This is a genomic window from Cryobacterium sp. LW097 (assembly GCF_002205495.2).
GTDB classification, from domain to species: domain Bacteria; phylum Actinomycetota; class Actinomycetes; order Actinomycetales; family Microbacteriaceae; genus Cryobacterium; species Cryobacterium zongtaii.
Genome location: NZ_CP021992.1, coordinates 2268414 through 2282747, shown reverse-complemented (window position 1 = coordinate 2282747; position 14334 = coordinate 2268414). Strand labels below are relative to the sequence as shown.

Annotated in this window: 6 protein-coding genes and 1 pseudogene; 6 read left to right on the top strand and 1 reads right to left on the bottom strand. The window is 67.5% G+C overall.

Annotated features, from left to right (window positions below; all coding sequences use genetic code 11):
- Positions 1-17: 17 nt before the first annotated feature.
- Entirely contained in the window at positions 18-311 is a 294-nt protein-coding gene (locus B7495_RS19080) for a 2TM domain-containing protein (protein WP_168195304.1), read from the bottom strand.
- Positions 312-510: 199 nt separating this feature from the next.
- On the opposite strand from B7495_RS19080, the gene B7495_RS10505 reads away from it, so the two are divergent.
- The 6 genes and pseudogenes from B7495_RS10505 to B7495_RS19615 all read left to right on the top strand — a co-directional run.
- Positions 511-1392, top strand: a complete 882-nt coding sequence (locus B7495_RS10505; protein ID WP_088456520.1) for a PP2C family serine/threonine-protein phosphatase — start codon at positions 511-513, stop codon at positions 1390-1392.
- 21 nt (positions 1393-1413) lie between these two features.
- The gene (locus B7495_RS10500; protein WP_088456519.1) at positions 1414-2772 is read left to right on the top strand and encodes an FHA domain-containing protein; all 1359 of its coding nucleotides are present in this window, start codon (positions 1414-1416) and stop codon (positions 2770-2772) included.
- Positions 2772-4487 carry a serine/threonine-protein kinase gene (locus B7495_RS10495; protein WP_088456518.1) on the top strand — a complete coding sequence of 572 codons (1716 nt, stop codon included), beginning with the start codon at positions 2772-2774 and terminating at the stop codon, positions 4485-4487. The genes B7495_RS10500 and B7495_RS10495 overlap by 1 nt, the downstream gene beginning before the upstream one ends.
- The gene (locus B7495_RS10490) at positions 4471-5196 is read left to right on the top strand and encodes a hypothetical protein (protein WP_240632198.1); all 726 of its coding nucleotides are present in this window, start codon (positions 4471-4473) and stop codon (positions 5194-5196) included. Before B7495_RS10495 ends, B7495_RS10490 begins: the two co-directional genes overlap by 17 nt.
- A 3-nt stretch (positions 5197-5199) precedes the next feature.
- A complete protein-coding gene (locus B7495_RS10485) occupies positions 5200-10509 on the top strand; it encodes an Ig-like domain-containing protein (RefSeq protein ID WP_134408389.1) in 5310 nt (1769 codons plus the stop codon).
- Between the two features lie 219 nt (positions 10510-10728).
- A pseudogene (locus B7495_RS19615) lies at positions 10729-13764 on the top strand (cadherin-like domain-containing protein); the annotation flags it as partial.
- Positions 13765-14334: the final 570 nt, after the last annotated feature.

Sequence of the window (14334 nt, the reverse complement as noted above, 5' to 3'; positions counted from 1 at the left end):
CCGCAGCCGGCCGCAGGCTACTTGGCGGCGCCGCGCTGGTTGCCGCGGGTGATTCGGGCGACTTCGTCGTCAATGGCGTCTTCGGTGATGATGCCCCGGTTGGGTCCGAAGGCGTCGAGGCCGATGAAGAAGGCGTCGATGCCCATGCCGCCGATCGGCCAGATCGGCCAGAAATACCCGCCCGGATCCGTCAACAACCACACGGCGATGACGATGAGAGAAACCCCGAGCCAGACGCCGCAATAGTTCCAGAAGTCACGGCGCGCCTTGAGCCGCTTTGTCGCGAGTTTGCGGAGTTCTTCATTGTTCATACCGCGAGGGTATCGCCGGTACGGTGCCGCGACCATCCCCCGACCGGCCGAGGTGGCCGAAGGGGAGTGCGACGCCCGTATTTCCCGATCAGAGTGCGTCTGAACAAGCCCGGGGTATTGGTACGGTGGTACCTCGACTTCCCCCGAACAGGGCGGAAGCGCTCCGAATCGGAGCCGGACGGATTTTTTCGGAGTGCACATGGCAGTCAACGGCGAGAGTGCGATCACCCTCGGCGACTCGAGCGTGCACTTCAGCTTCAGTGCCGGCAGCGACGTCGGACGGGTGCGCAAGGTCAACGAGGACAGCTATCTGGCCCAGTCACCGGTGTTCTTTGTCGCCGACGGCATGGGTGGTCACGCGCACGGTGACGCCGCCAGCCAGACCGTCATCCGGGTCTTCGACGACCACATCGAACAGGGCGTGCCCTCGACCCCCGAGCGGATCCTCGACGCGATCCACTCGTCGAACGACGCGGTGCGCGACCTCAGCGCTGCTGACGACTTCGGTACCGCAGTGTCCGGCACGACCCTCACCGGCGTCGCGTTCGTCGATGCTGGCGACGACGTCGGCTTTCACTGGATGGCGTTCAATATCGGTGACTCCCGTATCTACACCTGGGATGGTCGTACCCTCGAGCAGCTCAGCGTCGACCACTCCGCGGTTCAGGAGATGGTGGACGCAGGCTTGATCAAGGCGATGGATGCCGAGAGACACCCGGACCGCAACGTCATCACCCGCGCCATCGGGGCCGACGAATTCGTCGACGCGGATGTCTGGCTGTTGCCCGCGACCGGACGCCACACCTTCCTGCTCTGCTCCGACGGTCTCACCAAGGAACTGTCGGTCGTCGAGATCGCGGAGCTGCTGGCCTCGCACGCCGTTCCCGAGGACCTCGGATCACTGGCCGACGTGCTCGTCGCCGCTGCGCTGGCCAAGGGCGGCCGGGACAACGTCACCGTCGTCATCGTCGAGTCGACATGGGGTGATCCCGGCCCGGACAACGATGTGACCCGCGAAAGCCCGGCAGGGTTGCACCAGAATCTTGAAGATACGCGGCCACGCGACACGAATCCGGACTGAAGAACGGCAATGGGGGGATCTGTGCTTTCGTACGACGACGACAACCGGGGCGGATGGCTGGCGGCAGCGACGGGGGACCGTCTGGTGCTCCTGCCCGCCGCCGATTCCGCCGCCGGCGCCCGCGTCTGGGCGAGCCTGGTCGGTGCCGGGTCGAGCGAGCAGGGTGCCCGCGCCGTGCTCGACGAACTCACCGCCGGTGGCCTGTCCAAGACCCCGCCGTTCGCTCTTCTCACCTGGGATGACTCCGTGCCGGCGACGGTACGGGTCTTCGTGCGCGGAGAAGTCGAGGTCGTTCTGACCACGGCCGACGGTGACCTGTCGATCGGCGGCCTGGGCATCTCAACCTGGGTGGAGCGCTCCGTAGCGGACGTCACCGCTCTCTCGGTGACCGCTGTGCCCGTTGTTGCGGATGCCGACCCGATCGGCACGGATGACCTCGCCGCCCTGCCACTCGGGGCCGGCCTTCCCCTCCGGGCGGGCATGGTGCGCACCCGTCGCCTGCGCCTGGCCGTCGACGGCGCCAGTGCGGCGTCGCCGACTCGGGCCGAGCCGACTCGAGTCGAGCCCGTTCGAGTGCAACCGACCGCGCAGATCGTGCCGCCGCCGGCAGCGCCGAAGACCGCACCGCCACCGCTGCCGCCGGCCCGCCCGATCGCCGAACCGGCCAGCGAGCAGACCATCTCCGACATCCCGGCGGCGGAGCCTGCCAACGCACCGCCCGCCGAGCCGGCCCCAGAGCCCGACGCCGACCCCGCCGGCGGCTACGACCATTTGTTCGGTGCGACCGTGATGCGCGGTGTCGAGCAGGCGGCCGTGCGGCCTGAAGCCGAGGCCGATGACGACGAGCCCGTCGCGCCGGCAGTTGTCGCGCCCTCCGACACCGACCCGGACGACGACGAGCTCGACGGCGACGAGCTCGACGGCGACGAGCTCGACGGCGACCTGCCAGGCGACCACGACGGCCACACCGTGATGAGCGGTGACATCCAGAGGATGCGCGCTTCGCGTCGCCGTATCGCCGCCGAACCAGCCGCCGTCGCGCCTCGGCTCTACCTGCTGCTGCCCAGCGGGGTGCGGGAACCGCTCAGCCAGCCGATCCGGGTGGGTCGGGCGCCGAGCGTCAGCAAGATCTCCGGTGGCCTCGTGCCCAAACTGGTGAGCCTGGGCGGTGCCGACCAGGATGTGTCGCGCAACCACGTGCACTTCACCGTCGAGGGCGACACCGTCGTCGTCACCGACCTGCATTCCCGCAACGGCACCCTGGTCGTGCTGCCGGGCAAGCCGGCCCAGAAGTTGCGCCAGGGCGAACCCACCGCGGTCATCGTGGGCACCGTCATCGACCTCGGTAGCGGCATCACCCTCACGGTCGGCCAGGAGTGATGCGCCGCGCACCTTCCGTCGCCCCGGAACTGCCCGGCTACGAATATGTCTCCGTCCTCGGCTCCGGCGGCTTCTCCGACGTGTTCCTCTACCAGCAGCGCCTGCCCCGGCGCCGGGTCGCAGTGAAGGTCCTGCTCACCGAACAGCTGAACCCCTCCACCCAGGCGCAGTTCGTCGACGAAGCCAACCTGATGGCGCAACTGTCGACCCATCCGTACATCGTCACGATTTACCACGCCGATGTCGCGGGCGATGGCCGGCCGTACTTCGTGATGGAGCATTGCTCGGGCCCGAGCTTGGCCGAACGTTACAAGCGCCAGAAATTCGGGGTCGAGGACGCCCTGCGCACCGGAGTGCGCCTGGCCGGCGCGATCGCGACCGCCCATTCGGCCGGCATCCTGCACCGCGACATCAAACCGGCCAACGTTCTCACCAACGACTTCGGCTGGCCCGCCCTCACCGACTTCGGCATCTCGTCGAGCCTCGACGAGGAACTGCCCGTGCAAACCAGCACCGGTAACCACCGCCCGGCCGGGTCGGAGTCCACCGGCGCCGGAGAAAGCCAGTCGGTCGGCATGAGTGTGCCCTGGTCGCCGCCGGAGATGTTCGAGGACGACCCGCGGCCCGACGTGCGCAGCGACGTCTTCTCGCTGGCCGCCACCATCCACACCCTCCTGGCCGGACAGACGCCGTTCGAGATCCACGGGCGGTCCAACGGCACCCTCGATCTGATCGGTCGCATCGAACGCGGTGCCATCACCCCCATCGGCCGTGACGATGTGCCGCGCTCGCTCGTGGCCGTACTGGCCAAGGCCATGGCCACCCGGCGCGACGACAGGTTCGCCACCGCCGTGGACTTCGCTCGCGCCCTCCAGCGGGTGGAGCTCGAACTCGGTTACGCGCCAACGGGTATCGACATCCCCACCATCGCGGGCACCGAGCACGGCAAACCGGATGCGCCGGCCGGCGACGACGAGACCCGGGCGCGTTCCGTGGTGTCAATCGCCGCGCAGGCCCCGGCTCCGGCCCGGGCCGCCCCGGCGACGCCCGCAGCGCCGCACGCCGAACCGGATCAGGCGGACGCGACACGCGTGCGCGGCGCCCGGGTGATCGAACCGGGCAGCGCCCCATCCGGCAGCGCTCCCGCCAGGAGCGCCGACGCCGGCACGCCCGCCCCCGGCACCCCCAGCCCGGCCAAGGAAGCCACCGTCGTACGCCCCCGCGGCTCGGTACGAGCACAGGAACCCGTTTCAGCGCCCGCCGCCGCCGACGATGCCCCGATAGAGAACGCATCCGGCCGTCGCCGCCTGGTGATGATCGGGTCCATAGCCGCGGCCGTGCTCCTGATCGGCGCCGTGGTCGCCGCGGTCACCCTCACCGGCATCGACAACTCCGCCCTCACCCCCAGCGCCTCTCCGGTACCGGCCAAACCGGACAGCGTGAATTCCGCCGCCGGAGTGCCGGCGCCGGTCCTCGAGGGCACCGCGACCTCCGAAGACGGCAGTCAGGTCACCTTCACGGTCAGCAACCCGTCCCCGTTGGACGGCGACGTTTACAGGTGGGCTCGCGCCGAAACCCCCAACCAGCCCAAGCTCAGCACTGTCGCCGACATCACCGTTGACGGCGTCGTGCCCGGCAGCACGGTCTGCGTGGACATCTACCTGCAACGCACCGACGGCAAGATTTCGGAGGCCAACCGTGCCTGCAACCGCTGAAATCACGCCCGTGCAGCCGCTGCGGATTGAATTCTGCGGCGAGTGGTACGGGGTGGAGCCCGGAGCGGACTTCTCGATCGGGCGCGAGTCCGACCTCACCATCGACGACAATCCGTATCTGCACCGCACCTTCCTGCGGCTCTACGAGGACTACGGAATGTGGTGGATCGCGAACGTGGGCAACCTCTTGTCTGCGACGGTGTCGGACACCACCGGCACGGTGCAGGCCTGGCTGGCGCCCGGTGCCAAACTGCCCATCGTCTTCCAGACCATGCACGTGATGTTCAGCGCCGGCTCGTCCACCTACGACTTCACCATCCACGCCGAGTCCGACTTCTACAACACCTCGCTGTCGGCCTCGCACGAGGGCGGTACCACCACCATCCTGCCCGTGACCCTCACGACGAGTCAGCGCCTGCTGATCGTGGCCCTGTCCGAGAGCATCCTCACCCAGGCTGTGCCCGGGCGGGGCGCCATTCCCAGCTCGGCGGAGGCCGCGGCCCGGCTGGGCTGGAGTATGACCACGTTCAACCGCAAGCTCGACAATGTCTGCAGCAAACTCGACAAGCTCGGCGTCGCCGGGCTTCGCGGCGGTACCGGCCATCTGGCCACCAATCGGCGGGCTCGACTGGTGGAGTACGCCGTCGCCACCCGGCTGGTGAGTCTGGACGATGTTGTCCTGCTCGACCGGGCGGCCGAGGGGGAGTGACCGGTGGGGACCCTGAGTTCGTGGTTGCGCGGCCGCAAGATGTCGGCTTCGGTAGTGGCCCTGTCGGTGATGGCCGGCGTGCCGCTGTCGTTCGCGGTGCTGCACGAGGGTTTCCCGGTGACGGATGTCGACCTCTCGGCCCGTGATGTGTGGGTCACCAACGGCAAGCAGCTGCTGGCCGGCCGGTTGAACCGGCAGATCGAAGAGCTCAACGCCTCGGTCAACGCCGCGTCCAGCGCCTTCGACGTGCTGCAGAACGGCGATGACGTCTTCCTCATCGATAGCAGTGTGGGCTCGATCGAACGTATCGACCCCGCCTTCACCACCCTTGGCGAACGTGTCGACGTGACGCCCGGCTCCGAGGTGCTCCACGGCGGCGACTCGATCGCCGTGATGGCCCCCTCCGGTGACGTGTGGGTACTCAACGCCGCCGGCGAACTGAGCTTCGACCCCAAAACCACCGACCCGGTGATGGAGCTCGGCGCGGGCGGTCACATCGCCGTTTCGCAGGACGGCGTGGTCTTCGGCGCATCATCGACCGAAAAGAGCCTCTTCAGCTACGACCCGTCCTCCGAAGACACGGCCCAACCGGTAGCGAATGACCTGCCGAAGCTGGGCGAGTTCCAGATTGCGGCAGTGGGGGACACCGCCGTTCTGCTGGACACGGAGAACCATCGGCTCGTTGTCGACGGTGAGAGCATTGAGGTCCCCAAAACCGCCCTGAAGTTGCAGCAGACCGGGGCCGAGAACGACGTGGTACTGGTGGCGACCACGAAGGCGCTGCTGAGGGTGCCTCTGAACGGCGGCGACATCGTCACGGTCGACGCGAAGCTGGATGCCGCCGTGACCGATCCGAAATCGGTGTCGGCACCGGTGTGGTTGAACGGGTGCGCGCACGCGGCCTGGGCGGGTGCCCAGCGTTACCTCGCCGACTGCGACGGCTCCGAGGTGTTGCGAGAGACGATCCAGCAGCCCACCCAGGGGTCGGTGCTGGAGTTTCGGGTCAATCGTGATGTGATCGCGTTGAACAACCTCTCCAACGGCAACGTGTGGCTGGTGGATTCGAACATGCGCCTGGTCGAGAACTGGGAAGAGGTCACCCCGCCGGAGGAGTCCGACGCTGAGGACGGCACCGAAAAAGCCGCCCAACAGTCCTTCGAAGACACCATCGCTGAGCGCACGAATGTGAACCGGGCGCCGCTGGCGCGCGACGACGCGTACGGGGTGCGGCCGGGCAAGACCACGGTGTTGCCGGTGCTGGAGAACGACACCGACCCCGACGGTGACGTGCTCACGGTCACCAACATCAGCGGGTTCTCCCCGTCGCAGGGCAGCCTGGATTACATCGACGGTGGCCGGGCCGTGCAGTTCACTCCCGCCGAGGATGCGGCCGGCACGGTGTCGTTCCGCTACACGGTCGCCGATGGTCGCGGCGCCGTCGCCGAGGCGCAGGTGAACGTGACCATGCGTCCGTTGGGGGAGAACCTGGCCCCGGTGTCGAACCGGGCCGGCGCCATCAGCGTGGAGCAGGGCCAGCTGGTCAGCTACAACGTGCTCTCGGACTGGATCGACCCCGACGGTGACGACATCTACCTGGTCTCCGCCTCGCCGACCACCGGTGACGGTGTGCGGTTCGGCCCAGAGGGTTTTGTCACCTTCGAATCCAAGACCGCCGAACTGGGGGTCAAGGAGGTGCAGTTCGTCATCTCCGACGGCTTGCTCACCGCCACCGGCGTGCTGACCGTTGACGTGAAGGCGGCGGGCACGCTGAACCCGGTCGGGACACCGGACTTCAGCACAGTGTTCGTGGGGGAGACGGCACTGATTGAGCCGCTCAAGAACGATGTGACTCCGTCGGGAGCCCCATTGGCGTTGATCGGGGTCAACGAGGTGCCCAACGACCTCACCGCCGTGCCGAACCTGGAACGTGGCACCATCGCCGTATCGTCGGGCAAGGCCGGCAGTTACGTCTTCACCTACAGTCTCGGCGCCGGCGCCACGTCGAGCGTCGGCCTGATCCGCGTTGACGTGATTGAGAACCCCGCGGAGATCCTGCCTCCGATCGCCGTCAAAGACACCGCTTACCTCCGCGCGGCCGAACCCGTCACGATCCCGGTGCTGGACAACGACGTCTCGCCCAGCGGCCGGGTGCTCGCGGTGCAGTCCGTGGACCTGAGCAGCACCGATGACCTCGTCACGGTCGAAATCCTCACCAACACGGTGTTGCGGGTCACCGCATCCGCGGCCCTCACGCAGCAGGTGCAGTTCACCTACACGATCAGCGACGGCGAGGGCACGTCAACCGCCGGCGTCACCGTTGTGCCGGTGCCGCCGCTGATCAAGCATCAGCCGCCCGTCGCGGTCGACGACTCCGTGAGCGTGCGCGCTGGGGACATCGTGAGTGTGTCGGTGCTCGACAACGACTACCACCCCGACTCCGCCACCATGACGGTCGCCCCCGACCTGGCCGACACCGCCGACGCCGGCGGGCTGGCCTTCGTCACGGGCAATCAGGTGCGCTACCAGGCGCCCACCGAACCCGGCGCCTACAGCATTGCGTACACGATCTCGGATGCCTTCCAGGAGACCGCGACAGCCATCGTGCGGTTCACCGTGATCGCCGTGAACGTGGCGGACAATCAGGCGCCCACGCCGCTGCCGTTGACGATGCGCACGTTTGCGGAGTCGACGATCAAGGTGCAGGTTCCGTTGGACGGCATCGACCCCGACGGCGATTCGGTGTACCTCACCGCCGTCACCTCTGCTCCCACCTTGGGCCGCATCGTGGACCAGGGCAGTGATTTCTTCATCTACGAGGCCTACCCCGGCACTGCCGGCACTGACTCGTTCACCTATCAGGTCGCGGATACCGTCGGTGCGACGGCCGAGGGCACGGTGCGGATCGGCGTGATCCCCCGCCCGGTGGCAATGCTGCCCCCGAACGCGGTTGATGACGCCATCGAGATCAAGCCCGGCCGCAATGGATCGATCCCCGTCGTCTTGAACGACTCTGATCCCAACGGGTACAAGCTGACCCTGTCGAAGAAGCTGCCCGAGGTGGACCCCGGCATCACGGCCACGGTCGACGGCAGCCGGGTGATCGTGGAGGCACCCGCCGAGGAAGGCACCTATACGCTGCGGTACGAGATCACCAACGGGCACGGCGGTGCCGATACGGCGTTTGTGCAGGTGAAGGTGACCGAGGACGCGAAGGCGCAGTACCCGGTCGCGATCGACCACTTCGTCGAGCCCGACCAGGTCCTGGCCGGCACGCCGATCGACGTCCCGGTACTCGACGGCGCGGAGAACCCGAGCGGTCTGATCGAGGACCTGGTGATCACCCTCGAGGGCCCGAACGCCGGCAACGGCGCGCTACAGGCCGACGGCACGGTTCGGGTCGAACCGTCCACCGACCGGCAGGCGATCGCGTACAGGCTCACGAACGAGCTCGATCAGCTCAGCGCCACGGCATTCATCATCGTGCCACCGCAGCCCAAACCCGTGGATCCGGTGAATCAGCCGTCCACCGAGCCCACACCAGAAGAAGAGCAGTTCCCGCCGCCGTTCCTGAAAGACATCGGCCCGCAGGTCGTCAAGATGAACGGGTCCAAGTCCTGGACCATCGGCGACATCGTCGAGGTGCCCTCCGGCCGCCCCGCGCTGCTGCTCAGCGCCACCGCGACCAACAGTGACGGTTCAAAGGTGGCCGGCGGCTCCTCGTTGAGCTTTGTGGCCGCCAGAGACTACCGCGGCCCGGCGTCGGTGACCTTCGTGGTCACCGACGGCACCGGCGCCGACGACCCCGCGGGCAACCAGGCGACCCTCACCATCCCGATCACCGTCGGCGACCCCGACTTCGAAGACGTCGCCCCCACCTTCACCCCGCCCAAAGTCACCCTCGAGGCGGGCGAGTCCGCAACCGTGGTGAACCTGCGCTCATCCAGCGGGCATCCGAACCCGGCCATCATCGAAAACCTCAGCTACGGCGCCCTGGCCGGCGCCACAGCGGATGTCGCCGCCGCCATCTCGGGGGCCAACCTCACGGTCTCCTCCCCACTCGGCACCCAACCCGGCACCAGGGTGCGCCTCACCTTCAGCGTCACCTACCGGGAGTTCACCATCCCGGGCTCGGTGGATGTCACTGTCGTCTCCTCGACCCGGGCCGTGCCGCAGGCCGTGGACGACGCCGGACCCAACGGCGCCGGCATCGAAACGACACCGAGTTCGGTCGTGCAGGTTCCCGTGCTCGACAACGACTACAACCCTTTCGCGCAGGACGGCAAACCACTCACCGTGGTGTCCGCGACGATCGAGCAGGACGTCAGCGGAGGTAAAGCGTCGGTCTCTTACACCGCGAGCGGGGTGACCATCACGACAGGACCCGGTGCCACCGGCACCCTCACCGCCGTGTACCGCATCCTCGACGCGACCAAGGACCAGGCCAGAGCCACCCAGGGACGCATCACCCTGGTCATCCGGGACCGTCCCGATGCCCCCAACGCGCCCACAGCAGCCGAGGGCAATGCCGCAGCCACCATCAGCTTCGCGGCGCCCTCCTCGAACAATTCTCCGATCACGGGCTACACCATCAGCTGGACCGGCGGCTCCAGGAATGTGACCAGCGCCGGCACCTACGACATCACCGGACTCACCAACGGACAGAGCTACGCGTTCCAGGTGACGGCCCAGAACGCCAAAGGCACCTCGAACGCCTCGGCATCCAGCAACACGGTCACCCCCTACGGAGTGCCCGGTGCTCCCGCCAGCGCCAATCTCACGGCGTCGGCCACCGGCAACGGTGCGCTCGGGCTCAGCTGGGCCGCACCGGGCAGTACCGGAGGGCGCGGGGTCAGCGGCTACAAATACGAGTGGGTCACCGGCGGCGCCGCCAACGGCTCGACCAGTGGCGCCACAACCGCCTCGGCCACCGGAACCGCGACCACGCAGTACCAGTACCGGGTGCAGGCCTGCAACCCGCGCGGTTGCGGCGACTGGACCACATCGAACGCCGCGACACCCACGACACCGCCACCGCCTCCGCCGGCCTGGGCACCGACCCACTACGGCTTCTCGGTGACCCAGCAGGCCTGCCCGGAACCGGACTCCACCTACAACAAGCCCGTCACCAACGGCAATTCGGGCTGCACCATGAACGCCCGCGGCTACCTGCAGCCCGGAACCGTGATCGATGCGATCTGCCTGTCCGTGCGCAACGGCAAGAACTGGTACTACTTCCAGATCGAAGACCGCAGCTACGACGGCTGGTTCATCCGGATCTCGGACACCAACGGCACGATCATTCCGAATTGCTGATGAACACGCACGAACGGGTACCCCTGCCCATCCGGGTGGCCCCCGTTCGCGTGTTAGCGTAAGAGCCGGTCAGGGGACAGTGCCAAAGGTCACGGCGCGATAGGCCATACTTTTTCACGTACACGCATCAACATCACATTTGGGGGAAATCGGGTGGGGACCCTCAGTTCGTGGTTGCGCGGCCGAAGGGTATCGGCATCCGTGGTGGCTCTGTCGGTGATGGCGGGCGTGCCCCTGTCGTTCGCGGTGCTGCACGAGGGTTTCCCGGTGACGGATGTCGACCTCTCCGCCCGCGATGTCTGGGTCACCAACGGCAAAGAGCTGCTGGCCGGCCGGTTGAACCGGCAGATCGAAGAGCTGAACGCCTCGGTCAACGCTTCATCGAGCACCTTTGACGTGGTGCAGGACGGCGAAGACGTCTTCCTGATCGACGGCAGCGCGGGCACCATCGAACGCATCGACCCGGCCTTCACCACCCTCGGCGAACGCGTCGACGTGGCCCAGGGGTCCGAGATCGCCTACGGCGGCGACTCCATCGCGGTGATGAACCAATCCACCGGTGAGGTCTGGGTGATCAACGCCGCCGGCGAACTGAGCTTCGACCCCAAGGCCACCGACCCGGTGATGAAACTGGGCAAGGGCGGCCACATCGCTGTCTCGCCGGGCGGCGTGGTCTTCGGCGCCTCCAAGACCGACAAGACCCTCACCCGCTTCGACCCGACGGCCGAAGAACCCGAGTCCGCCGAATCCGACCTGCCCAAGCTGGGCGAGTTCCAGATCGCGGCGGTGGGGGACACCGCCGTTCTGCTGGACACGGAGAACCATCGGCTCGTTGTCGACGGTGAGAGCATTGAGGTCCCCAAAACCGCCCTGAAGTTGCAGCAGACCGGGGCCGAGAACGACGTGGTACTGGTGGCGACCACGAAGGCGCTGCTGAGGGTGCCTCTGAACGGCGGCGACATCGTCACGGTCGACGCGAAGCTGGATGCCGCGGTGACCGATCCGAAATCGGTGTCGGCGCCGGTGTGGTTGAACGGGTGCGCGCACGCGGCCTGGTCGGGTGCCCAGCGTTACCTCGCCGACTGCGACGGCTCCGAGGTAATGCGGGAGACGATCCAGCAGCCCACCCAGGGGTCGGTGCTTGAATTCAGGGTCAACCGTGATGTGATCGCGTTGAACAACCTCTCCAATGGCAACGTGTGGCTGGTGGATTCGAACATGCGCCTGGTCGAGAACTGGGAAGAGGTCACCCCGCCCGAGGAATCGGACGCTGAGGACGGCACCGAGAAGGCGGCCCAGCAGTCGTTTGAGGACACCCTGGCCGAGCGCACGAACGTGAACCGGGCGCCGCTGGCGCGCGACGACGCGTACGGGGTGCGGCCGGGCAAGACCACGGTGTTGCCGGTGCTGGAGAACGACACCGACCCCGACGGTGACGTGCTCACGGTCACCAACATCAGCGGGTTCTCCCCGTCGCAGGGCAGCCTGGATTACATCGACGGTGGCCGGGCCGTGCAGTTCACTCCCGCCGAGGATGCGGCCGGCACGGTGTCGTTCCGGTACACGGTCGCCGATGGTCGCGGCGCCGTCGCCGAGGCGCAGGTGAACGTGACCATGCGTCCGTTGGGGGAGAACCTGGCCCCGGTGTCGAACCGGGCCGGCGCCATCAGCGTGGAGCAGGGCCAGCTGGTCAGCTACAACGTGCTCTCGGACTGGATCGACCCCGACGGTGACGACATCTACCTGGTCTCCGCCTCGCCGACCACCGGTGACGGTGTGCGGTTCGGCCCGGAGGGTTTCGTGACCTTCGAATCCAAGACCGCCGAACTGGGAGTCAAGGAGGTGCAGTTCGTCATCTCCGACGGGCTGCTCACCGCCACCGGCGTGCTGACCGTGGACGTGAAGGCGCCCGGCAGCCTCAACCCCATCGGCACTCCGGACTTCACCACCGTGTTCCTGGGCGAGACCGCCCTGATCGAACCACTCAAGAACGACGTGACCCCCTCCGGTGCGCCGCTGGCCCTGATCGGGGTCAACGAAGTGCCCAACGACCTCACCGCCGTGCCCAACCTCGAGCGCGGCACCGTGGCCGTCTCCGCGAACAAGGCCGGCAGCTACGTCTTCACCTACAGCCTCGGCGCCGGCGCCACCTCCAGCGTCGGCCTGATCCGGGTGGACGTGCTGGAGAACCCCGACGACGTGCAACCGCCGATCGCGGTCAAGGACACCGCGTACCTGCGCGCCGGCGAACCGGTGATGATCCCGGTCCTCGACAACGACGTCTCACCCAGCGGCCGGGTCCTCGCCGTGCAGTCCGTCGACCTGACCGCAACCCAGGACCTCGTCACCGTGGAGATCCTCACCAACACCGTGCTGCGCGTCACCGCCGCCGCCGCGCTCACCGAGCAGGTGCAGTTCACCTACACCATCAGCGACGGCGACGGCACGTCAACCGCCGGAGTCACCGTCGTGCCGGTGCCGCCGCTGGTGAAGCACCAGCCTCCCGTCGCGGTGGACGACTCGGTGAGCGTGCGCGCCGGCGACATCGTCTCCGTTCCGGTGCTCGACAACGACTACCACCCCGACTCCGCCACCATGACGGTCGCCCCCGACCTGGCCGACACCGCCGATGCCGGCGGACTGGCCTTCGTCACGGGCAACCAGGTGCGCTACCAGGCTCCCCAGGAAGCCGGTTCCTACAGTGTCGTGTACAGCATCATCGACGCCTTCGCCGAGACCGCGACGGCCACGGTGCGGTTCACCGTCACCGCCCTGGACGATAAGAACAACCGGCCGCCCACCCCGCTGCCGCTGACCATGCGCACCTTCGCCGAATCCACCATCAAGGTGCAGGTGCCGCTGGACGGCATCGACCCCGACGGCGACTCGGTGTACCTGAAGGACGTCACCAGCGCCCCGGAGCTCGGCAGGATCGTCGAGGCGGGCAGCGATTTCTTCATCTACGAGGCCTACCCGGGCACGGCGGGAACGGATGTCTTCACGTACCAGGTCGAAGACACCCTAGGCGCCACCGCCGAAGGCTCCGTGCGCATCGGCGTGATCCCTCGACCGGTCGAACTGCTGGCGCCGAGCGCGATCGACGACGCCATCGAGATCAAGCCTGGCCGCACCGGATCGATCCCGGTCGTGCTCAACGACTCCGACCCCAACGGCTACAAGCTCACCCTCTCCGAGAAGCTGCCCGAGGTCGATCCCGGCATCATCGCCACCGTCGATGGCAGTCGCGTCATCGTGGAAACGCCCGCCGAGGAGGGCACATACACGCTGCGCTACGAGATCACCAACGGGCACGGCGGCGCCGACACGGCCTTCATCCAGGTGAAGGTCACCGAGGACGCCAAGGCTCAGTACCCCGTGGCGATCGACCACCTCGTCGAACCCGAAGAGATTCAGGCCGGCCAGGCCGTCGACATCGACGCGCTCGAGGGAGCCGAGAACCCGAGCGGCCTGATCGACGAGCTGGTCATCAGCCTGGAGGGACCCAACGCCGCCTCTGGCGCCATCCAGTCAAACGGCGTCGTGCGAGTCGAGCCCACCTTCGAACGTCAGGCGATCGCCTACAGGCTCACCAACGAGGTCGACAAGCTCAGTGCCACCGCGTTCATCATCGTGCCGGCCATGCCGGAGCCGAACACCCCGAAGCCGACTGATCCCGCGAACGCCGAACCGACGCCGGAAGAAGAGGTGTTCCCGCCGCCTTTCCTGAAGGACATCGGCCCGCAGGTCATCAAGATGAACGGCTCGAAGAGCTGGTCCCTCGCCGACATCGTCGAGGTCCCCTCCGGCCGCCCCGCCGTGCTGCTC

Coding starts and splice junctions, on each gene's coding strand:
- B7495_RS10495 (WP_088456518.1), top strand. CDS start 2,772: ATGCGCCGCGCACCTTCCGTCGCCCCGGAACTGCCCGGCTACGAATAT.
- B7495_RS10505 (WP_088456520.1), top strand. CDS start 511: ATGGCAGTCAACGGCGAGAGTGCGATCACCCTCGGCGACTCGAGCGTG.
- B7495_RS19080 (WP_168195304.1), bottom strand. CDS start 311: ATGAACAATGAAGAACTCCGCAAACTCGCGACAAAGCGGCTCAAGGCG.